This is a genomic window from Halomonas sp. KX33721 (genome assembly GCF_001596805.1).
Classification (GTDB): domain Bacteria; phylum Pseudomonadota; class Gammaproteobacteria; order Pseudomonadales; family Halomonadaceae; genus Vreelandella; species Vreelandella aquamarina.
The window spans coordinates 1-20,471 of sequence record NZ_LVIA01000035.1; the positions used below are offsets into that span (position 1 = coordinate 1).

Genomic DNA, 20,471 nt, shown 5'->3' on the forward strand with positions numbered 1-20,471 from the left:
CACCGGCTGCTGGCACTGGCTAATCGCCTTGGTCCAAGGCATCAATGGCCTTGGGCCGTGGGAAGCTGGCCCGCCAGGCAATCGCCACGGTGCGTGAAGGGGCGGGGGCCACAAACGGGCGGCTGACCAGCATGGAATTTTCGTACTGGTCGGTGCCAAGTGCCGACTGAGGCAGCACGGTAATCCCCAGCTTAGAGGCCACCATATGGCGAATGGTCTCAAGCGAGCCGCCTTCGGCAATCAGGGTATTATTGGGGCTATTCAGCTTTTGGGTAATCGCCGGGCAGGCTTCCAAAATTTGATCGCGGAAGCAGTGCCCTTCCCCTAATAGCAGCAGCCGCTCTTCTAATAAGTCTTCTTTATGGATCGCCTCGCGCTCGACCCACGGGTGGCTGGCGGGCATTAACACTTCAAAGTGCTCGTCGTAGATCGGCTTGGTGACCACGTCGGTTTCAGTAAACGGTAGCGCAACGATAATCACGTCTAGCTCGCCGCTGCGCAGCTTGGCCCGCAGCGTGCCGGTCATGCCCTCTTCAATATAGAGCGGCATTTGCGGCGCGGCGTTGGCCAGCGCGGGCACCAGGTGCGGGAACAGGTAAGGCCCGATGGTGTAAATCGCACCAATGCGCAGCGGGTTCGCCAGCTGGTCTTTGCCAGCACTGGCTAACTCATAAATCAGCCCGCTCTGCTCCAACACACGCTGCGCCTGAGCAACAATTTTTTCGCCCAGAGGGGTGACTTGCACCGTGGATTTAGAGCGTTCAAACAGGGGAATTTCCAGCTCATCTTCGAGCTTTTTAACGGCCACAGAGAGCGTCGGCTGAGAAACATGGCAGCGCTCGGCGGCGCGACCAAAGTGGCGCTCCTGGGCAAGGGTTACGATATAGCGAAGTTCTGTTAAAGTCATAGCGGTGCCAGTGGCATCCTCTCGTTGCAGCTCGTGACTAGTAATGGTGTTAGCGAGACGGAAAAGGACAGACAAGCCTTATTGAAGATGGCACATCTCATAGGGACTTTGTATCTGATAGGGAATATTTATCAAGAGGGGTGAGCAAGGTGAAGCTAACGGTACTGATTATCGGCTGTGGAGACATCGGCGTCACGCTTGGACAAGAGCTGCTGGACGAGGGGCATCGGGTGATTGGCGTGCGCCGCCAAGCCAAGGCATTAGAGCATACCGGCATTGAGCCGTTAGCCCTTGATCTCAGCACCTTGGAAGGGGCCGACGCCAGCGCACTGCCCCAGGCCGACTACGTGATTTACACCGTCAGCGCAGACCGCTTTGAAGAGAGTGCCTACCAGAGCGCCTATCCGGATGGCCTAAAGCGTGTTCTCAGCGTCTTGGAACAGCACGAAACGCCGCCACGGCGCGTCTTTTTTTGTCTCCTCCACCAGCGTCTATGGCCAGCAAGAGGGCGAAGTCGTTAACGAAGAGAGCCCCACGGAATCTACCAGCTTCTCCGGCAACCTGATGCGCGAGGCCGAACAGGCGCTGCTCAATCACCCGCTGCCCGGCACCGTGGTGCGCTTCTCCGGGATTTATGGCCCAGGGCGTGATCGTTTGATTCACCAAGTGGCCGAAGGCCGACTGGCCGCCGTCACGCCGGTGATCTACTCCAACCGCATCCATCGGGACGACTGCACCGGCATTCTGGCCCACCTGATCCGCTGCCAGGAGAACGGTACGCCGCTGGCAGACCTCTACCTGGGCAGCGATTGTGAGCCGGTCACTCTGCATAACGTGATGGCGTGGCTGGCCAAGCAATTAAAGGTGGAGTCCACCGACACCATGCAGTCGCCGCTGCGCCGTCGTGCCAGCAAGCGTTGCGACAACCGCCGTATTCTCGAAACCGGCTACACCTTCCGCTATCCGACCTACAAAGAGGGCTATGCCCAGGTGTTGAAAGAGGGCGGTTTTTTAGAGTTGCAAAAAGCCTAGCGCTCTAGCCGCGAGTCGATTGGAACGCTAGAAAAGGCAAAGAGCGAGCCTCATCGGCTCGCTCTTTTTGTATGCGTCGGTGTCACGCCGTTTAGTCGCCAATCACCATTACGGCTTCGGCTTCTACCTGGCTGCCTTTAGGCAGCGCTTTAACACCCACCGCCGCACGCGCCGGGAACGGCGTGGAAAAGAACTCTTCCATCACCTTGTTGACGATCGCAAAGTTGTCCAAGTCGACCAGGTAGAGGTTGAGCTTGACGATATCGCCCAGCGAGCCTGCGGCTTCTTCACACACGGCCTGTAGGTTGGTGAACACCTGACGCGCCTGGGCTTCGAAATCATCAGAGACAATTTCCATGGTTTCCGGATTAAGCGGGATCTGGCCCGACAGGTAAACCGTGTTGCCCGCTTTGACAGCCTGGGAGTACGGGCCGATGGCGGCAGGGGCTTTTTCTGTGTTGATAACCGCTTTATTGCTCATGGGGTGTCATGCTCCTGTATTAATGAAACGTTGATTATTATCACCATGGCCTACGCTGCCAGCTTGAAAAGCCAGCGCTAGGCGCATAAGCGTTTAGTTTGCAGTACGGGTAATTTTGCCAACGTTGGGCAGGTTGCGAATGCGTTTAATAATACGGGCGAGGTGTACCCGTCCTTTCACCGACAGCGTGAGATTGACGGTGGAAAGCCGAGCATCGCGCTCCTCAATGCCGATACGTTCGATATTGGCATCGGCATCGGTCACTAGGCCTGCCAGTTCAGCAACAAGGCCACGGCGGCTTTCAATTTCGATGCGCAGCGCCACAGGGAAGTCCTCATCAATATGCTCGGACCACTCCAGGGCAAACAGCTTTTCAGGATCGTTTTTACGGTCAGCGAGGTTTTTACACTCGCTACGGTGTACCACCAGCCCTTTACCGACCGACAGATGCCCTACCACCGGGTCGCCGGGTAACGGGTGGCAGCAGCGGGCAAAGTTAAGCACCATGCCTTCGCTTCCGCTAATCACCACAGCCTTATCGCTATTGTCGGAAAGCGTCTTATCAAAGCTATCGCCATGCGCAACATCGACCAAACGGCGGGCCACTACGTGGGCCATGCGGTTGCCTAACCCCAACGATTCGAGCAAGGCGTCCAGCGACGACACATCCAACTCTTTGAACGCCTGTTCGAAGACACTCTCGTCGAGCTCTTCCAGGCTCGTTTCGAACGATGCCAGCGCCTTGTTGAGCAGTCGACGGCCCAGCATCACCGCCTCCGCCTGCTGCTGATGCTTCAACGCATGGCGAATGGCGGAGCGCGCCTTGGCAGTGGTGACGAAATTCAGCCACGCTAGGTTCGGCCGCGCACCGGGGGCGGTGATAATCTCCAGCGTCTGGCCGCTTTCCAGCCTCGTGGAGAGCGGCGCGAGGTGGCGATCGATGCGGCAGGCGATGCAGTTATTGCCGATATCGGTGTGTACGCTGTAGGCGAAGTCGATCACCGTGGCGCCCTGGGGCAGCTCCATGATGTCGCCTTTTGGGGTGAACACGTAGACATCGTCGGGGAACAGGTCGTTTTTGACGTGTTCGATAAACTCCAACGAATCCCCCGCGTGGCGCTGCATCTCCAGCAGCCCTTTCACCCAGGCACGGGCGCGGGCATGGCTGCCTTCAGCAATCGGATGCGCCGTCTGCCCGGCTTTGTAGAGCCAGTGCGCGGCAATTCCGTTATTGGCCATGGCTTCCATTTCACGGGTGCGGATTTGCACCTCGATGGGCATGCCGCGCTGGCCAAACAGCGTGGTGTGCAGACTTTGGTAACCATTCGCCTTGGGAATCGCGATGTAGTCTTTAAAGCGCCCCGGTACCGGCTTATAGAGGTTATGCACGACGCCAAGGATGCGATAACAGCTGGCCACGTCTTCGGTGATAATGCGAAAACCGAAGACATCCATAATCTCGGCAAACGGCTTGCGCTGGTCGCGCATCTTTTTTATAAATCGAGAGCAGATGTTTTTGGCGGCCAATCACCGTGCCTTTTAGGCCTTCGTCGTCCAGGCTCTGCTGCAGCGAGGCCTGAATTTCCCGCATGGCGCTGCGGCGGTTGCCCCGCGCGCTGGCCACTGCGCGCTTGATACGCTCGGCCCGCATGGGGTGAATCGCCTGGAACGAGAGGTCTTCCAGCTCCACACGAATGGTGTTGATCCCCAGTCGCCCTGCAATACGGGCGTAGATTTCTAACGTTTCACGGGCAATGCGGCGTTTTTTTATCGGGCCGCAGTGCGCCCAAGGTGCGCATGTTGTGCAGCCGGTCGGCCAGCTTGACGATGATGACGCGGATGTCCCGCGACATTGCCAACACCATCTTTTGAAAATTCTCCGCCTGAGCGACGGCTTTATCTTCAAAAGTGATTTGGGTCAGCTTGGAGACGCCATCTACCAACTCAGCCACAGGCTTGCCAAACTGCGCCGCCAGGGCTTTTTTAGAGACGCCGGTGTCTTCAATCACATCATGCAGCATGGCGGCCATCAGGCTCTGATGGTCCATGTGCATGTTAGCGAGAATATTAGCGACCGCCAGCGGATGGGTGACGTACGGCTCGCCAGAGCGGCGGCGCTGGCCATCGTGGGCCTGCTCAGCGTAGTAGAAGGCGCGCTTGACCTGCTGGATCTCATCCGGGGGTAAGTAGCCGCCGAGTCGGTCAGCTAGGTCATCAATGGTGAACATGTACCGCGCCTCTAATCGGTGCTAGCTTAATCGTCGATTTGAGCGCTAGGCGTCATAGCAGGACGCGCACGCACAGGAGCTTCAACTGGCTCGTCCAAAACGGTGTGGTCGACCAGGCCAGCGGCGATTTCACGCAACGCCATCACGGTCGGCTTGTCGTTTTCCCAGGGCAGCAGTGCATCGCGGGAGCCGCGGGCCAGCTGGCGAGCACGCTGGGTGGAAATCATCACCAGTTTGAAGCGGTTTTCTACATTTTCCAGACAATCTTCAACGGTTACGCGAGCCATGGGGCCTTCCTGTAATGACGACGCCGGGCCGGCGTTGTTGAACAACGTCGCCGACCCAGCGAAAAGAGTGGTGATAGGACCTGATAGATTACTCGACGCTAGGCGCCTGTGACAAGAGCGCATCGAGCAAGGGGGCGTGGCGTTCTTGCATTGCAGCACGCGTGAGGCGGCGGCTGATCACCAGCGACTGCAGCTCTTGCAGGGCGGTGGTGAAATCGTCGTTAATCACTAAGTAATCGTACTCATCGTAATGAGACATCTCGCTGACCGCATCGCGCATGCGCCGAGCGATCACCGCGTGTTCGTCGGTGCCACGGCTGGAGAGACGTCGCTCCAGCTCGCTACGCGATGGCGGTAGGATGAAGATCGACACGGCAGAAGGCATCTGCTCGCGTACCTGCTGCGCGCCCTGCCAATCGATCTCTAGGATGACGTCTTGCCCCGCGTCTAGCAAGGTTTGGACCGACTGACGCGACGTGCCATAGTAATTGTCGAAGACCTTGGCATACTCGAAGAAGTCGCCGCGGTCGATCATCGCTTCGAAGTCAGGCACTTGGGTAAAGTGGTAGTTGACGCCATTGACCTCACCTTCGCGTTTGGCACGCGTGGTATGCGACACCGACACCTGAATGCCGTCCAGGCTTTCGATCAGCTCACGAACGAGGCTGGTTTTACCCGCGCCCGACGGGGCAGAAACAATAAACAGCGTACCCTGGGACATGAAGCGCTTCCCTAGTTAGTCAAAATGGTCGTTCGTTATCACGCAGGCCGGCCACTGCCGGCGTTATTGGGTGCGCAGTATCGCACACCCCTGGCAGGGACTGTAGGGGTTCAAGAAACCACACGGAGGTCAGATTACGCTGATTCGCGACTGGGATGACGAGGGAGAAATGGGAGAGCTCTTGCGGGCAGCGCGGGATGGCGCCTGCGATACCTTCGGCAATGTACTGGGGCCTGAGTACAACGCCGCGCATGCCGACCACTTTCATTTAGGCATGCGCGGCTTCAGGCTTTGCCGCTAGTGGGGCGAGTTAGTCGAGGTTGATATCGTCCTCATCGGTGGCGGCACCGGTGGCAGCACCCACGCCACCGCCAATCACAGCACCTTGGGTGACGCTACCACCGGTGACCGCAGCGGCCCCAGCACCAACAGCCGCCCCTACGCCAGCACCACTGGTAGCACGCTCGCTAGTGGTCGTTCCACAGCCCGCCAGCGCCAGAGTCATCGCTGCAATAGCACTTAATGTTACGAGTCGCGGGGTTACAACGCGCGATGTCTTCACTAGGTTATGCATAGGTCACCTCCTTATGGATTGCACCTTTACACCCTAGAAACGATAAGCGTTTTTTGCCACTTTAAATGCTCTAAATATTTATTTAGCAATCACTTATTTATAGCGCTTTATTTGTAGCTCTGAGCCACCGACGGCTCCGCGGGATAGGTGCGTTTTTCCAGCCAGCGCCCCCAAGCGAAAATCACTAGGCCACACAGCGCAAGCCCGGCCCCTACCAGCCCCGTACTCGACCAGCTAAATCCGGCGCTAATCGCCAAGCCCGCCAGCCACGCCCCCAGCGCGTTCGCCCCGTTAAAGGCCGCATGGTTCATGGAGGCCGCCATGGTTTGGGCGTCTTCGGCCACGTCCATCAGGCGGGTTTGCAGCGACGGCGCAAGCGCCATGCTGGTGCCCACCAATCCCACGAACAGCAGTCCCGACCACACCTGGTTGGCAGCAAAGTAGAACAGCCCCTGCACCACCGCGCACCACACCAAAATGGTAGGAATGGCCCGCATCAGGTTTTTATCCGCCATACGCCCGCCCACCAGGTTACCGGCGATAGAGCCCAGGCCAAAAATCACCAACACCAGCGGCCCCAGCGCTTCGCTCATACCCGCCTGTTGAGTCAGCGTCGGCATCACATAGCTGAAGATCGAGAACATACCGCCGCAGCCAATACAGGCAATCGCAATGGTCACCAGCACGCGCTGTTTGACCAGCGCGGAAAGCTCTCGCAACGGGCTGGCGTGAGCATCGACAGGCTGCACAGGCACAACCAGGCGAATCAACAACGCCGTGAGCAGCGCAATGCCGCCGACCGCCGCAAAGGCGATCTGCCAGCCCAACAGGTTACCCGCCCAGGTGCCCAACGGCGCACCGATTAGAATGGCCACCGTCAGCCCCATCATGACGCGGGCAATGGCCCGCGCCCGTTGATCGACCGGCACCGCGCCGGCGGCCACTAGCGCCGCCACACCAAAATACGCCCCATGGGGCAACCCTGCTAAAAAGCGCAGCCCGACGAACGACCAAAATCCCGGGGCCATGGCGCTGGCAATGTTGCCCAAAGCAAATACCAACATCAGTGCGATCAGCAGGGCTCGTTTAGGCACCCGCGCGGCCAGTGTCGAGATTAGCGGCGCCCCCACCACGACCCCCAGCGCATAACTGCTGATGGAGTAGCCTACTTGCGGCACGCTCACGGCTAGGTCTTCCGCCACGCGGTTCATCAACCCCATGATGACGAATTCGCTGGTGCCGATGCCGAACCCGCCCAGCGCCAGCACGAACTCCGCCCATCGCGGATGCCGCGCCAGCTCCGTTGATGATGCTTGCATACCTCTCTCCCCAGGCGCTGTGTAAAGCGCCTGTTCACTGAAACGATCCTGGTTAACCGCAAATGATGGCAGGATTAGACGAAAGTAGAAATATACGACGCTAAAAAAGTTAGCATGCAAAGGGCAAGGCATTCTGCACTTTCGCGTCATCTCAAAGTAGCAACTGCTAGGATGTTACGATGCTCTATTGATCAAGAGAGGTGGCCATGACTCCCTGTACCCTCGAGCGCGCCATGCAGGCCTTGGCCAGCGCCGATCCCGACATTGCTCGCGCTTACCCCTTGGTCGGTGCGCCCAACCCGCGCCAGCGCAACCCGGGGTTTGCCACCTTCTTTTCGACCATCGTCAGCCAGCAGATCTCCACCGAGGCCGCTCGGGCGATCATGGGCCGGGTGAATACGCTGCTGCCCGAACTGCATGCCAAGGCGGTGATGGACGTAGAAGGCCAAGCACTGCGCGATGCAGGGCTATCGTGGCGTAAGATCGAGTATGCCAAAGGGCTGGCCGACGCAGAGCTTTCGGGCACGTTTAGCGCCGATGGCTTAGCGCATCTCAGCGATGACGAGGCAATTACCGCCATTACTCAACTGCGCGGGTTTGGCCGCTGGAGCGCCGAAATTTACCTGATGTTCTCGCTCCAGCGGCCCGATATTTTCCCCGCCGACGACCTCGCCTTAAGGGTAGCGTTAGGCCGCTTGAAGGGTATGGAGAACAAACCCACGCCGAAGCAAGCCCGCCAGTTGGTAGAGCACTGGGCACCCTGGCGCAGCGTGGGGTCGCTGTTTTTATGGCACTACTATCGCGGCGAGCCGGTGTAGCGCGAGTGTTTAGAGCATTAGCAGGTCTTTAAAGCGTAAGCCCGCCAAACTTACCATTCTGGTAATCCTCCACCGCCTGGACGATCTCATCGCGGTTAGTCATCACGAAGGGGCCGTGAGAATAAACCGGCTCATCGATGACTTCGCCATGGCCAAACAGCAGGCGCGCATCGCTCGCTGCTTCAATGCTCAGGCTTTTACCGTCACGGTCAACTTCGATCAAATGGTGCGCCTTGGCAGGCTCGCCACCCACCGTCACATCGCCACTCACTACGTACAGGAACACCTGCCGGCCAGGAGCCACGGGTAGCTGCTCACGCGCGCCCCCAGGCAGCGCTAGCGTCGACATGAACACGCCGGTCAGCGATTCAATTGGGCCTGTTTGCCCCTGCCACTCCCCGGCAATCAGGTTGAGTGTACCGCCGCCCGACAGCTCAACAGCGGGGATGCTCTCTTGCTGCAAGCCCACGTAGCGCGGCTCGCTCATCTTCAGCCGCGACGGCAGATTGACCCACAGCTGGAGAATTTCCAGTGGCCCGCCTTCGCGCAGGAACTCAGGGGGCGAGATTTCTGCATGCACGATGCCGCTGCCCGCGGTCATCCACTGCACGCCGCCTGCATGGATCACGCTCTGATGTTTGGCGCTGTCGGCGTGGGCCAGCGAGCCCTCCAGAATGAAGGTGACCGTCTCGAACCCCCGGTGCGGGTGCGGCCCAAACGGCAGCCCACGATTGTTGGCCGGGTAAACCTGCGGGCCGTGATGATTCAAAAACAGAAACGGATCGAGCTGATCCAACCCCGGCCCCGGCAGCGGCCGGCGGGTGACCAGGTCACCGATATCGTCCCGATGGGCAGGGTGCTGAGCGACCACGCGGCGAACGGATGGGGTATGGGGTGATGACATGACGTCCTCCTTATCGATACGCCCAGCGTAAAACCTCCGCGACGCGATGAGGAGCGAATAATTTGCCTTGGTTCATTGAAGGAAATGCACAAAACCTCAGCGGCTGGGAATGCTAAGCCGCCCCACCACCGCAAATCCATCCTCCTGGGGGCGCACGACTACCATTTCCCCGGAACTGACACCGCCGCCAGTCAGCGCCGTGATATTCACCTGATGCGTCACCAGCAGCCCTCTTTTATCAGAATTCCGTGACGACGGTGACCCCCACGCCTTCAAACTTATCCATGTTGATCAACGCCTGCACCGACTCCTCTAGCGTGATCCGGCGGCCAATCAGCTTTTCCGGCGCCAGTTTGCCCGACTGAATCATCGCCAGCATGGCATCGTAGCGATGGGCCTGCATGCCATGACTGCCCAGAATTTCCAGCTCATTAGCAATCACCTTGCTCATCGGAATGGCAGGCGTGCTGTGATCTGCCAGCATCAACCCTACCTGGACATGCTTGCCGCGCTTGCGCAAATTGCTAATAGAGTTGAAGCAGGTGGTGGGGTGACCCAGCGCATCCAGCGAGACGTGCGCGCCCCCTTGAGTGATTTCCACCACCGCCTCGACCACATCGGCCACTTGGTTGGCATTCACCGTGGCCACCGCGCCCAACTGGCGCGCCAAGGCGAGCGCCTGTTCAGAAATATCCACCGCCACCACGTTCGCGCCCGCCGCGCTGGCGATCATGATGGCCGACAGCCCCACACCGCCGCAGCCGTGTACGGCCACCCACTGCCCGGCGGACACGCGGCCCTGATCCACCACCGCACGAAAAGAGGTCACGAACCGGCAACCCAGGCTGGCGGCGGTGTCGAACGCTAGGGTATCTGGCAGGGCGACTAGGTTCACATCGGCGTAGTGAATGCCCACATACTCGGCAAACGAGCCCCAGTGGGTAAACCCTGGCTGGAACTGGCTATCGCATACCTGATGGTGGCCTGCGTTGCACTCCGGGCAAGTGCCGCAGCCGCCCACGAACGGCACGGTCACACGATCCCCGACCCGCCACTTCGTCACATCCTTGCCCACCGCTTCCACCACGCCGGACAGCTCGTGCCCCGGCACATGGGGAAGCCGGATATCCGGGTCGTGGCCCATCCAGCCGTGCCAATCACTGCGGCATACGCCGTTAGCCATCACCTTGACCACGACGCCGTGAGGTTCGGGAGTCGGATCCGGCACCTGCTGAATAGTGGGCGGGGTGGAAAACTGCTCAAATACGACGGCTTTCATGGGCCACTCCTGAACGTTTAGGCTGCGGATTCGCTAACGCTACTATAGCGAGCCTGACCTGAAATGAGCTTTCCATATCGTGGACAACACTGACCAATGTGAAGCACTCTTTCTCTTTATAGTGTTGATAAGAAAGAGACTTGCAATATGAGCGCATTGGATAAAAAAGACGCCAAGTTAGCAGCGTTACTCCAGATTGATGGCAGAATGCCCAACGCGCGACTGGCCGAACAGCTGCACCTGAGCGAAGCCACCTGCTGGCGACGGCACAAACGCCTGGAAGAACTGGGGGTGATCAAGGGCTATCAAGCCATCTTCAATCGACGCAAAGTCGGCGCCAGCGTACTGGCCTTCGTGCAGATTACCTGTACCCAACACAGCGAAGCCGCGACGGCAGAGTTCGAGCGCATCATCCAATCAAGCTCTCGGGTGCTGAGCTGCCACAACACCACCGGCGAGGCCGACTTCCTACTGCAAGTGGTCGCCAAAGGCCTAGACGACTACAGCCACTTCGTCGAAACGGTACTGCGCCAGCTCCCCGGCGTGTCGAGCATCCGCTCCAACCTCTCGCTGAGGGAAATGAAGGCGACCAGCCACTTGCCGGTTGAGGAGTTGTTGGGGTTGTGAGCGAGGCAGTTGGCTATATGCACTGTTGATATGATCGCCATCACCAACTCTTCCTATCGGCAAAATTTGATATTGTTAGGCCTCAGCCAGCTGACATTACTCTATAACGCCAGGGGTTAAGCCTATGACGGAGCAGAACCAAACCGCTTTTAGCCGCCTCGTTAGCGCAATTACTCAACAGATAGAGCAAGCACGCGGGCAGGTTCGCCAAGCCGTGAATACGGCCATGGTACAAAGCTACTGGGAAATAGGCCGTTTAATTGTCGAACACGAACAGCAAGGCAATCGTCGTGCTGAGTATGGTAAGCAGCAGCTAAAGCAGCTCTCACAACAGCTCACCGAGCGGCTGGGGAAAGGTTTTGATGTCACCAATTTACGCAATATGCGCCAGTTTTATCACGCCTTTCCAATTCGCGACGCAGTGCGTCTTGAATTGAGTTGGACTCACTATCGCACCCTTCTGCGAATAGAAAACGCCCAAGCCCGCGACTGGTATTTGCACGAAGCGATCAACCAAAGCTGGAGCGCCAGAGCTCTAGAACGCCAGATTAGCACTCTCTACTACGAGCGACTTCTGGCCAGCCAAGAAAAATCCTCGGTGGCAGCAGAAGCCCAGCAAAACACCCAGCCACTGGCAGAAAGCGCTAAAGACTATCTGCGTGATCCCTACATTCTGGATTTTCTTAATCTGCAGGATAAAACCTATCAGGAAAGCCAGCTAGAGCAGGCCATTATCAGCAACCTGCAGCAGTTTTTACTGGAATTAGGCAAAGGCTTTGCCTTTGTGGAGCGCCAGCAGCGCATTCGCTTTGACGACGAAGATTTCTACATCGACTTGGTATTCTACAACTTCAAACTGAAGTGCTTTTTGCTGGTGGATCTAAAACTCGGCAAGCTCAGGCATCAGGATATCGGCCAAATGGATACCTACGTGCGCTTATACGATGAGCAGCGCAAAGGCAGCGACGACAACCCCACTATTGGCTTGGTGCTGTGCAGCGAAAAAAGCGAAGCCGTGGTCAAGTACTCGGTACTGGCCGAGCAAAAACAGCTGTTTGCGGCGAAGTACCTGCCGTATCTGCCCTCTGAAGATGAGCTTAAACGCGAGCTAGAGCGCGAACGGGCTCAGGCCGTTGAACAGCTTCAGCAGCACGAACGGAGCGATGAGTGAACGATAGCTTCACGAACAATCTCAGCGGCTGAAGTTTTGATTTCTTGAAGCAGCTCCCTCTTTTAAGCTATTAACGTACTCCCGCCCGGTAGCTATTTGGCTCCAGCCAGAGCTGTTCGTGGAGATCACCTTTCAAGAAAAAAAGCTTCGGCCCCTTGCGGAAGTTGAACAGTCGGAACAAATGATAGTGTTCCGAATGGGCACGCGAGCATTCGAGCTCGTTGGGCGTAATAAAAAACGCACTCTCTTTGGCAAAGGCGGTGGTTTTGACTTCAATCAGCCGATCACTGCCGTCGGGCTCGAAGGAACGGATATCGAACCCCAGCCCGTCACCCTGAGTTACCGCAACGTGCTCGACCCTCTCCGCCAGCTTATCGTACTCAGCTTGGATCAGCCGGTGCTGCTCGAACCGAATCACTAGGTGCTCACCGGCTAGCCCAAGCTCGCGGTTGCGGGTTTCCCGGGCCAGGTAGTCCCGTTTTTGCGGCGGGCGCACTGAATAGTCGGCGCGGAATTCTCGAACGCCTTGTTGCGGCGGTGTCGTTCTAGGAGGTTCGACGATAATGCGCTCGTCTACGATGCCAGTGGTATCAATCACTGGAAGATCAGCGGCCAAACGCGCTGCGCGATCAACAAGCTCGCTTCGCAACAACAGCCCCTCGACAGCTTCAACTAGGCTTTGTTGATAGTTGCTACGCGGCTTATAGCCATCGACATAGGGGCAGTTGGCATCGCGTAACACTGCGCTGATATTGCAGTGCTTGAACTCTATGGCACTGGCCGAGCGGCCATCAAGCTGTATCATCAGCGCTCGATTAAGTGCGCGCTTGTTAGAACTTTGCCCGCTCAGTTCTGCTACTAGCATCTGCCGGTAGGTAGCAATGGTTGCCTCTACCTCGCCAGCACTCCAGGGTGTCGCTCGACTCATCTTCATCACTCAATATTTTGCACCTGCTCCCGCATCTGCTCAATCAGCACCTTCAGCTCCACCGCGCAGCGGGTCGTCTCTGCCACCACGGATTTCGATGAAAGTGTATTCGCTTCGCGGTTGAGCTCTTGCATCAGGAAGTCCAGGCGGCGGCCTTTGGGGCCTTTTTGGGCGAGCTGGTGGCGCACTTCTTCAATGTGCGCCGTTAGGCGGTCTAGCTCTTCGTCTACGTCGGCTTTTTGGGCTACCAGTACCAGCTCGGCTTCCAGGCGTTGGGGGTCGAGTTCGGTTTTGGCGATTTCTAAACGCTCTAGCAGCTGGGCGCGTTGGCGTTCCAGAATCTGCGGCAGCAGGCTGCGTACGGTGGCCACTTGCTCGCTCACCGCGTCTAGGCGGGTGGTGATCATCTCGGCCAGCTTATCGCCTTCGCGGGCGCGGGCGTCGATCAGTTCATCCAGCGCTTGGTTAAAGAGCGCTTTGGCGGCGGCTTTAATAGCGTCTTGGTCGAGGTGCTGGGTTTCCATCACGCCGGGCTGGTTGAGCAGTGCCAGCGTGGTGGGCGGCACGGCGCTGGGCACCTGCTGCTGAATGGCAGCCAGGGCGTCTGCAATCTCTTTTAGGCGCTGGGCGTTCACTGCCGGTGCTTGGGCGGTGTCGGCGCTCTCGAACCGCACGCTGCACTCTACCTTGCCTCGGGCCAGGCGCGTGCGTAGCGCTTCGCGCAGCACAGGTTCTAAATCTCGCAGGCTTTCATGAAGGCGAAAGTGCGGCTCTAGGTAGCGCTGGTTCACTGAGCGAATCTCGACCTGCAGGGTGCCAAACGGGGCGGCCTGCTCGGTGCGGGCGAAGGCGGTCATGCTGTGTACGCGGCGGGAAGCGGCCATAAGTCGATGCATCCTTTACATCAATGTGATTCCGAACAGTCTAACCGATAGGCCCATCCGCGCACGCTCAGACGTGTACAATAGAGGGCTTTTCCACTTTTAAGATGATGTGAGGTGCTATGCGTCCTGATGTTGTTCGCCCCAGCGGTCGCGAGGCCGACCAGCTCCGTGAGATTCGCTTGACCCGTGATTACACCCGCCATGCGGAAGGCTCCGTGCTGGTGGAGTTTGGCGATACCAAGGTGCTGTGTAACGCGAGCGTGGAAGCGGGCGTGCCGCGCTGGCTGCGCGGTAAAAATCAGGCTGGATTACTGCCGAATACGGCATGCTGCCCCGCGCCACCCACTCGCGCAGCGGCCGCGAAGCGACCCGTGGCAAACAGGGTGGCCGCACGCTGGAGATTCAGCGCCTGATTGGCCGCAGCCTGCGTGCGGCGGTGAATTTGAAGAAGCTGGGCGAGTTCACCATCACCGTGGATTGCGATGTGATTCAGGCCGATGGCGGCACGCGCACGGCAGCCATTACCGGCGGCTGCGTGGCGCTGGTGGATGCGCTTCGCTACCTGCAGCGAGAAAAGAAGATCAAGGGCGATCCCTTCAAGCAGCTGGTCAGTGCGATCTCGGTGGGCATCTACAAAGGCGTGCCGGTGCTGGACCTGGACTACCCGGAAGACAGCAAAGCCGACACCGACCTGAACGTGGTGATGACCGAAAACGCCGAGCTGATCGAGGTGCAGGGCACCGCTGAAGCGGGCGCGTTCAACCGCCAGGAACTGAACGCGATGCTGGATTTGGCCGAGAAAGCCGGTGATGAATTGCGCGAGAAGCAGCGTGAAGCGCTGGGCATTCGCGGTTAAGGGAACTCGGTATTACGGAGCCCTGAACGCAACAGGCCAGCGGTAAGCCGGCCTGTTGCAGGTGCGACGCGGGAAGTAGCTAACGCTTAGAGCGCTAAATCATACTCAACGATCAGCGGTGCGAACTCGGAGAAGGTCGCATCGTAATCAATCCACGCGTCGACCACGTGACGACGGAAGTTGGGGCCGACCAGTTGGTAGTCGATCCGCCAGCCTTCTTGACGATCACGGGGCACGTCTTGGTCAAGTTTTGGCCACCAGGTGTACTCGCCTGCATCGCGATTAATTTCGCGGAAGGTGTCGATAAAGCCGGTGGGGCCAAGCACCTGATCCATCCAGGCACGCTCTTCCGGGCGGAAGCCCGAGGTGAGCTGGTTGTCCGACCAGTTGGCCAAATCGATGGTTTTATGGGCGATGTGCCAAGTACCGCAGATGATGTATTCGCGTCGTTTGCGGGACATCTTCGTCAGGTACTCTTGGTACTGCTCCATGAACGCCTGTTTGGCTTTTTGGTCGCTGCCATCAGGCATCAGGAAGGTGGCTATACTGAAGCGGTCGTAATCCGCCTGCAGAAAGCGTCCTTCGTGGTCGCACTGAGGGAACCCCAGGCCGTACATGATGGCTTTGGGGATTTTGCGGCAATAGAGTGCCACACCGGAGAAACCATCCTCCTCAGCATCCAGGAAGTAGCCTTCGTAGCCTTCCGGATAGAGGATGTGGTCACCCAATTCGAAACTTTTCGCCTTGATGTTCTGCACGCAGACCACGTCGGCATCCTGCTGAGCCAGCCAGTCCAGGAAGCCACGGTCGACGGCATCACGTATACCATTGACATTGATGCTGGCAATTTTCATAAATCGTCCCTTTTGCGTCGCTGCTGTATGATACCCGACGTTTAGACGTTTGGGTAAAGGCAGCGAGTAAAACTTGCCATTTACCCTACTTTTATTGTTGCTTTCGTGCCGATTGAAACCTACCGCTTAGTGAGGAATGCCGTGGCCACCACTCTACAACCCTACCAGCGCGATTTCATTGCTTTTGCCATTGAACAGGGCGTACTTAAGTTTGGCGAGTTTACGCTGAAATCTGGCCGCGTTAGCCCCTACTTTTTTAATGCTGGGCTGTTCCAAACCGGTCGGGCGCTGGCCAAGCTAGGCCGCTTTTACGCCCAGGCTATTGTAGATAGTAGCTTGAAAGCCGACGTTCTGTTTGGCCCGGCCTACAAAGGCATTCCGCTGGCGGCGGTCACCGCGGCGGCGCTGGCCGACCACCACGACCTGGATATGCCTTACTCCTTCAATCGCAAAGAAGCCAAAACCCACGGCGAAGGCGGCAACATTGTGGGCGCGCCGCTGTCTGGCGATATTTTGATCATTGATGACGTGATCACCGCAGGCACCGCGATCCGTGAAGTGATGGGCCTGATTGAGCAGAGCGGTGCCCGTGCCGGTGGGGTGATCATTGCCCTGGACCGCCAGGAGCGTGGCCAGGGCGAGCAGAGCGCCATCCAGGAAGTGCAGTCCCAGTATGGCGTGCCGGTGGTCAGCATCGTGTCGCTTGAGCAAGTGCTCACCTACCTGGAAGAGCAGTCAGGTAGCGACCTCAGCAGCCATGCCGAGGCCGTGCGTGCGTACCGCGACCGCTACGGTATCGCCGGTTAGGTTGCGTCGCCCATGGGCAGTGCGCCAGCGTAGTCTTGTTGGCGCCACGCTTCGTAACTGACCACCGCCACGGCGTTGGAGAGGTTCAGGCTGCGGTTGTTGGGCTGCATGGGAATGCGCAGTTTTTGCTCTGCGGGCAGCATGGCGTGCACCTCGGGGGAGAGCCCGGCGGTTTCCGAGCCGAACAGCAGCACATCCCCCGGTGCGAAGTTGGCATCACTGTGGGCGCGGGTGCCTTTGGTGGTAATCGCCCAGATGGTGCGCCCCTGCATGGCGGTGTAAAACGCCGTAAAATCCGCGTGACGGGTCACGTTGGCAAGGTCGCGGTAGTCTAAACCAGCGCGGCGCAGCTTTTTCTCTTCGAGATCAAAGCCCAGCGGCTCGATCAAATGGAGACGGCATCCGTTGTTCGCCACTAGGCGCATAATGTTGCCCGTATTGGGAGCCATGCGCGGCTCGAATAGCGCTACTTCAAACATCACCACCTGCCTATGAGTTACCTGCTGTATTAGCCTGCTGCGCCTTCGTCAGCGCCGCTGATTGTAATAGAAATTGCCCCGAAACACTTGTAGAGGTCACCCTTCGCCATGACGCCCCAACCGCCAAAGAGCATTCTTAGCCGTATCAAAGGGCTCAACCCACGCCAGCAAGAAGCGGTGCGCTATATCGATGGCCCCTGCCTGGTACTGGCGGGTGCGGGGTCGGGCAAAACCAGCGTGATCACCACCAAGATTGCCTACCTCGTGCAAGAGTGTGGCATGAGCGCACGCAAAATTGCCGCAGTGACCTTTACCAACAAGGCCGCCCGAGAGATGAAAGAGCGGGTGGGCCAGATGCTGAAGGGCAAAGAGGGCCACGGGCTGACGGTTTCGACCTTCCACAACCTGGGGCTCAACATCATTCGCGGCGAACTGAAGACCCTGGGCTACAAGCCGGGGTTTTCGCTGTTCGACCCGGAAGACGCCAAGGCGCTGCTGCGCGACTTGATGAATAAAGACGCTCAGGTCGATGCCGAGCAGATCAACGCCGTGCAGGCCAAGATATCCCAGTGGAAAAACGACCTGGTGCTGCCAGGGGATGCGCTTTCGTTCGCTGCCGATGACGACGAGCATTTCGCGGCACGGGTGTACGAAGCCTACGTTCGCCACCTGAAAGCCTACAACGCGGTGGATTTCGACGACCTGATTCTGCTGCCCGTGGTGCTCTTGCAGCGTGACCCGGAAGCACTGGCCCGCTGGCGGCGAAAAATCCACTATATGCTGGTGGATGAGTACCAAGACACCAACGTCTCCCAGTACCTGCTGGTAAAGCTGCTGATGGCCGAACGCGCCACCTTTACCGTGGTCGGCGACGACGACCAGTCGATTTACGCCTGGCGGGGCGCACGGCCGGAAAACCTGGTCACCCTGGGGGAGGATTTCCCCCGTTTGAAAGTCATCAAGCTGGAGCAGAACTACCGCTCTACCGGCACGATACTGCGCGCCGCCAACACGCTGATTGCCAACAACCCCCACGTCTACGACAAAACCCTGTGGTCGGAGATGGGCGACGGCGCGCCGATTCGCGTGGTGGTGAACCGCCATGAGGAGGCCGAAGCCGAGCGGGTGGCCAGCGAGATGCTCACTCGACGCATCAAGGAAAAAGCCGAGTGGCGCGATTTTGCGGTGCTTTACCGAGGCAACTTTCAGGCACGGCTGCTGGAATTGAAGCTGCAGCACTATCAGATTCCGTACAAGCTCTCCGGCGGCACGTCGTTTTTCTCGCGTAACGAGATCAAGGACGCCATGGCGTATCTGCGCCTGCTGATCAATCCCGCCGACGACAACGCCTTTTTGCGCATCGTCAACGTGCCCCGCCGCGAAATTGGCCCCGGTACGCTGGAAAAACTCGCCAACTATGCCACCGAGCGCTCGATCTCGCTGTTTGCTGCCTGCCATGAGCTAGGGCTTGAACAAACGCTGCCCGCCCGCGCCGTGGAGCGCCTCTCGCGCTTTACCCACTTTATTGATGGTGTGCGCAAGCGGATGGATCAGGGCGATGCCATTGCCGCGATCCGCGATATGCTGCGGGATATGGATTACGAGGCGTGGCTCTACCAAAACGCCAGCACCCCTACTATTGCCGAGCGGCGCATGGCCAACGTATGGATTTTGATTGATCAATTAGAGAAGTCGCTCAACCGCGACCCGGAAGACGCAGATGACTCTACCGCAACAGAAACCGACGGCGTAGAAGCGGCCATTTCACGCTTAGTGCTGCGGGATATTTTGGAGCAACAGGCCGAAGAGGATGACTCTGACCGGGTGCAGCTGCTCACCATGCACGCCTCCAAGGGGCTGGAGTTTCCCCACGTTTATCTGATGGGCTGGGAAGAGGATCTGCTGCCCCACCGTAACGCCATCGAGATGGGTACCGTGGAGGAGGAGCGCCGCTTGGCTTATGTGGGCATTACCCGCGCCCGGCGGACGCTAACGCTGACGCTGGCGCGCCAGCGCAAGGCCTATGGCGAGCTAATGGACTGCCAACCCAGCCGCTTTTTGGATGAGCTGCCCGCGGATGATTTGGAGTGGGAGGGCCGCGCCGATAAAGAGGACCCGGAGAAAAAGCAGGCACGCGGCAAGGATGCCATTGCTGGGTTGCGCTCGCTGCTGGGATAAGCGTGCTGGGCAAGCGCTATGTATCGCGCAAAAAAATATCCACAGAGGGTTTGGAGCACCCACCTGTGGATATTTTATAACGCCTGACCTACCCGCCCCATGAGAGCGGGCTGCTAACGCTTACTGTACTTGCGAGACCATGTAATCCACCACGGCCATAATCTCTTCATCGGAAGCGCTGCTACCACCACGCGGCGGCATCACGCCTTTACCGTTGAAGACGCTTTGGTAGAGTGCATCGGTACCCTGCTCAATACGCGGGCCCCAAGCTTCAGCGTCGCCAATCTTCGGTGCACCCGCCACGCCAGCGGCGTGACACGCCACACAGCCCACACTGGCGTAAAGCGCTTCACCGTCTAAACCGCTACCACCGCTGGAAGCGTCTTCTTCACTGGCGACTACTTCATCTTCGCTGGCCACAGCATCTGCCGTCGCCATCTCGTCGCTACCACTCTCGTCAGTTGCTTCGGCAGCCGCGCCTTCATCACCGCCACCTAGCTCAGGAACTTCCATGACAGGCTCGACCATATACGCTGTCGCCGCTTCCATCTCTTCGTCTGACAGGTTGGGGTTGCCGCCACGGGCAGGCATTGCGCCAATACCATTAATGGAGTGGTCTAGCAACGTGGCAAAACCTTGCTCAGTACGCTCAGCCCAGGCCGCTTCGTCACCGCGCACCGGTGCTCCAGCGGCACCCGTTTCGTGGCACGCCATACAGACGTTGTTGTAAATACCGGCACCGTCAATTTCACCACCACCGCTACTGCTGGCCGCGGCCGGAGCTGCCGCCGTACCACAGTCTTGGCCTTGAAGGCAGAGTTGTCCTACCGGCGCTAGGCGCTCAGCGATTGCGTCACGCGCTGCATCTTGGGCATAAGCACCGGATGTGCCTGCCATGACGCCGAGGGCCGCCAGCCCGCTCATGATCAGCTTAGATTTCACTCTCACCACCTCTTAAGTTTTATTTAATAAAAGCTTAGTGCTTCAAAATTAGTGCTTATGCTTGATACCTAGCGCTTGGAGACGCCGCACTTGCCCCTGATGCAGCAGTACCACTATCTACTTTGGCAACCCAGACGCCAAGACATACGTATGGAGTTAGTATACCGAGAACATAAAGGGTAAGAAAATGCTACT

General features: G+C 58.3%; 18 protein-coding genes and 5 pseudogenes. 8 read left to right on the plus strand and 15 right to left on the minus strand.

What is annotated here, in order from left to right; genetic code table 11:
- Positions 1-907: pseudogene (locus A3220_RS12950) on the minus strand (LysR substrate-binding domain-containing protein); the annotation flags it as partial.
- 149 nt (positions 908-1,056) lie between these two features.
- Between A3220_RS12950 and A3220_RS12955 the strand changes: the two are divergent.
- Positions 1,057-1,939: pseudogene (locus tag A3220_RS12955) on the plus strand (SDR family oxidoreductase).
- Between the two features lie 91 nt (positions 1,940-2,030).
- Here the strand turns inward: A3220_RS12955 and A3220_RS12960 are convergent.
- The 4 genes and pseudogenes from A3220_RS12960 to gmk all read right to left on the minus strand — a co-directional run bounded on the left by A3220_RS12960 (position 2,031) and on the right by gmk (position 5,656).
- Entirely contained in the window at positions 2,031-2,420 is a 390-nt protein-coding gene (locus tag A3220_RS12960) for a RidA family protein (RefSeq protein ID WP_044629297.1), read from the minus strand.
- Positions 2,421-2,513: 93 nt separating this feature from the next.
- Positions 2,514-4,648 (minus strand): annotated as a pseudogene (locus tag A3220_RS12965) (RelA/SpoT family protein).
- A gap of 26 nt (positions 4,649-4,674) precedes the next feature.
- Entirely contained in the window at positions 4,675-4,935 is a 261-nt protein-coding gene (gene rpoZ, locus A3220_RS12970; RefSeq protein WP_062375190.1) for a DNA-directed RNA polymerase subunit omega, read from the minus strand.
- 88 nt (positions 4,936-5,023) lie between these two features.
- On the minus strand, positions 5,024-5,656 hold the full coding sequence (gene gmk, locus A3220_RS12975; protein WP_044629294.1) for a guanylate kinase: 633 nt from the start codon (positions 5,654-5,656) through the stop codon (positions 5,024-5,026).
- A 121-nt stretch (positions 5,657-5,777) separates the two neighbouring features.
- Here gmk and A3220_RS16990 point away from each other — a divergent pair.
- Positions 5,778-5,957 (plus strand): annotated as a pseudogene (locus A3220_RS16990) (extensin family protein); the annotation flags it as partial.
- Between the two features lie 9 nt (positions 5,958-5,966).
- On the opposite strand, the gene A3220_RS12980 reads toward A3220_RS16990, so the two are convergent.
- Both A3220_RS12980 and A3220_RS12985 read right to left on the minus strand, forming a co-directional pair.
- Positions 5,967-6,230 (minus strand): hypothetical protein, encoded by a 264-nt coding sequence (locus tag A3220_RS12980; protein ID WP_044629293.1) that lies wholly within the window; start codon positions 6,228-6,230, stop codon positions 5,967-5,969.
- A gap of 107 nt (positions 6,231-6,337) precedes the next feature.
- Positions 6,338-7,549, minus strand: coding sequence for an MFS transporter (locus A3220_RS12985; RefSeq protein ID WP_062375192.1), 1,212 nt, complete (start codon positions 7,547-7,549; stop codon positions 6,338-6,340).
- A gap of 206 nt (positions 7,550-7,755) precedes the next feature.
- Between A3220_RS12985 and A3220_RS12990 the strand changes: the two genes are divergently transcribed.
- Positions 7,756-8,367 (plus strand): DNA-3-methyladenine glycosylase, encoded by a 612-nt coding sequence (locus tag A3220_RS12990; RefSeq protein ID WP_062375194.1) that lies wholly within the window; start codon positions 7,756-7,758, stop codon positions 8,365-8,367.
- A gap of 28 nt (positions 8,368-8,395) precedes the next feature.
- On the opposite strand, the gene A3220_RS12995 is transcribed toward A3220_RS12990, so the two are convergent.
- The 3 genes from A3220_RS12995 to A3220_RS13000 form a co-directional block, all read right to left on the minus strand.
- The gene (locus tag A3220_RS12995; protein WP_062375195.1) at positions 8,396-9,271 is read right to left on the minus strand and encodes a pirin family protein; all 876 of its coding nucleotides are present in this window, start codon (positions 9,269-9,271) and stop codon (positions 8,396-8,398) included.
- Positions 9,272-9,367: 96 nt separating this feature from the next.
- Entirely contained in the window at positions 9,368-9,493 is a 126-nt protein-coding gene (locus A3220_RS18190) for a hypothetical protein (RefSeq protein ID WP_266100297.1), read from the minus strand.
- A gap of 16 nt (positions 9,494-9,509) precedes the next feature.
- Positions 9,510-10,550, minus strand: a complete 1,041-nt coding sequence (locus A3220_RS13000) for a zinc-dependent alcohol dehydrogenase family protein (RefSeq protein WP_062375197.1) — start codon at positions 10,548-10,550, stop codon at positions 9,510-9,512.
- 147 nt (positions 10,551-10,697) lie between these two features.
- Here A3220_RS13000 and A3220_RS13005 point away from each other — a divergent pair, with 147 nt between their 5' ends.
- The gene (locus A3220_RS13005) at positions 10,698-11,177 is read left to right on the plus strand and encodes an Lrp/AsnC family transcriptional regulator (protein WP_062375198.1); all 480 of its coding nucleotides are present in this window, start codon (positions 10,698-10,700) and stop codon (positions 11,175-11,177) included.
- A 124-nt stretch (positions 11,178-11,301) separates the two neighbouring features.
- Entirely contained in the window at positions 11,302-12,348 is a 1,047-nt protein-coding gene (locus A3220_RS13010; RefSeq protein ID WP_062363274.1) for a PDDEXK nuclease domain-containing protein, read from the plus strand.
- A 70-nt stretch (positions 12,349-12,418) separates the two neighbouring features.
- On the opposite strand, the gene A3220_RS13015 is transcribed toward A3220_RS13010, so the two are convergent.
- Both A3220_RS13015 and A3220_RS13020 read right to left on the minus strand, forming a co-directional pair.
- Complete coding sequence (locus A3220_RS13015) at positions 12,419-13,276, minus strand: DUF3883 domain-containing protein (protein WP_062363270.1); 858 nt, start codon at positions 13,274-13,276, stop codon at positions 12,419-12,421.
- Between the two features lie 5 nt (positions 13,277-13,281).
- A complete protein-coding gene (locus tag A3220_RS13020; protein ID WP_062375200.1) occupies positions 13,282-14,160 on the minus strand; it encodes a YicC/YloC family endoribonuclease in 879 nt (292 codons plus the stop codon).
- Between the two features lie 119 nt (positions 14,161-14,279).
- On the opposite strand from A3220_RS13020, the pseudogene rph reads away from it, so the two are divergent.
- A pseudogene (gene rph, locus A3220_RS13025) lies at positions 14,280-15,016 on the plus strand (ribonuclease PH).
- Between the two features lie 86 nt (positions 15,017-15,102).
- On the opposite strand, the gene A3220_RS13030 reads toward rph, so the two are convergent.
- Positions 15,103-15,870 carry an exodeoxyribonuclease III gene (locus A3220_RS13030; RefSeq protein WP_054640729.1) on the minus strand — a complete coding sequence of 256 codons (768 nt, stop codon included), beginning with the start codon at positions 15,868-15,870 and terminating at the stop codon, positions 15,103-15,105.
- Between the two features lie 141 nt (positions 15,871-16,011).
- On the opposite strand from A3220_RS13030, the gene pyrE reads away from it, so the two are divergent.
- Positions 16,012-16,677, plus strand: a complete 666-nt coding sequence (gene pyrE, locus A3220_RS13035) for an orotate phosphoribosyltransferase (protein WP_062375202.1) — start codon at positions 16,012-16,014, stop codon at positions 16,675-16,677.
- Here the strand turns inward: pyrE and A3220_RS13040 are convergent.
- Complete coding sequence (locus A3220_RS13040; protein ID WP_054640782.1) at positions 16,674-17,156, minus strand: tRNA (cytidine(34)-2'-O)-methyltransferase; 483 nt, start codon at positions 17,154-17,156, stop codon at positions 16,674-16,676. The genes pyrE and A3220_RS13040 overlap by 4 nt on opposite strands.
- Positions 17,157-17,264: 108 nt before the next feature.
- Here A3220_RS13040 and rep point away from each other — a divergent pair, with 108 nt between their 5' ends.
- A complete protein-coding gene (rep, locus tag A3220_RS13045; RefSeq protein WP_062375203.1) occupies positions 17,265-19,334 on the plus strand; it encodes a DNA helicase Rep in 2,070 nt (689 codons plus the stop codon).
- A 120-nt stretch (positions 19,335-19,454) separates the two neighbouring features.
- On the opposite strand, the gene A3220_RS13050 is transcribed toward rep, so the two are convergent.
- Positions 19,455-20,276 carry a c-type cytochrome gene (locus A3220_RS13050; RefSeq protein WP_062375205.1) on the minus strand — a complete coding sequence of 274 codons (822 nt, stop codon included), beginning with the start codon at positions 20,274-20,276 and terminating at the stop codon, positions 19,455-19,457.
- Positions 20,277-20,471: the final 195 nt, after the last annotated feature.

What these genes read in the sequence shown, in the direction of transcription:
- A3220_RS12960 (WP_044629297.1), bottom strand. Translation starts at nt 2,420, where the DNA reads ATGAGCAATAAAGCGGTTATCAACACAGAAAAAGCCCCTGCCGCCATC.
- rpoZ (WP_062375190.1), bottom strand. Translation starts at nt 4,935, where the DNA reads ATGGCTCGCGTAACCGTTGAAGATTGTCTGGAAAATGTAGAAAACCGC.
- gmk (WP_044629294.1), bottom strand. Translation starts at nt 5,656, where the DNA reads ATGTCCCAGGGTACGCTGTTTATTGTTTCTGCCCCGTCGGGCGCGGGT.
- A3220_RS12980 (WP_044629293.1), bottom strand. Translation starts at nt 6,230, where the DNA reads ATGCATAACCTAGTGAAGACATCGCGCGTTGTAACCCCGCGACTCGTA.
- A3220_RS12985 (WP_062375192.1), bottom strand. Translation starts at nt 7,549, where the DNA reads ATGCAAGCATCATCAACGGAGCTGGCGCGGCATCCGCGATGGGCGGAG.
- A3220_RS12990 (WP_062375194.1), top strand. Translation starts at nt 7,756, where the DNA reads ATGACTCCCTGTACCCTCGAGCGCGCCATGCAGGCCTTGGCCAGCGCC.
- A3220_RS12995 (WP_062375195.1), bottom strand. Translation starts at nt 9,271, where the DNA reads ATGTCATCACCCCATACCCCATCCGTTCGCCGCGTGGTCGCTCAGCAC.
- A3220_RS13000 (WP_062375197.1), bottom strand. Translation starts at nt 10,550, where the DNA reads ATGAAAGCCGTCGTATTTGAGCAGTTTTCCACCCCGCCCACTATTCAG.
- A3220_RS13005 (WP_062375198.1), top strand. Translation starts at nt 10,698, where the DNA reads ATGAGCGCATTGGATAAAAAAGACGCCAAGTTAGCAGCGTTACTCCAG.
- A3220_RS13010 (WP_062363274.1), top strand. Translation starts at nt 11,302, where the DNA reads ATGACGGAGCAGAACCAAACCGCTTTTAGCCGCCTCGTTAGCGCAATT.
- A3220_RS13015 (WP_062363270.1), bottom strand. Translation starts at nt 13,276, where the DNA reads ATGAGTCGAGCGACACCCTGGAGTGCTGGCGAGGTAGAGGCAACCATT.
- A3220_RS13020 (WP_062375200.1), bottom strand. Translation starts at nt 14,160, where the DNA reads ATGGCCGCTTCCCGCCGCGTACACAGCATGACCGCCTTCGCCCGCACC.
- A3220_RS13030 (WP_054640729.1), bottom strand. Translation starts at nt 15,870, where the DNA reads ATGAAAATTGCCAGCATCAATGTCAATGGTATACGTGATGCCGTCGAC.
- A3220_RS13040 (WP_054640782.1), bottom strand. Translation starts at nt 17,156, where the DNA reads ATGTTTGAAGTAGCGCTATTCGAGCCGCGCATGGCTCCCAATACGGGC.
- rep (WP_062375203.1), top strand. Translation starts at nt 17,265, where the DNA reads ATGACGCCCCAACCGCCAAAGAGCATTCTTAGCCGTATCAAAGGGCTC.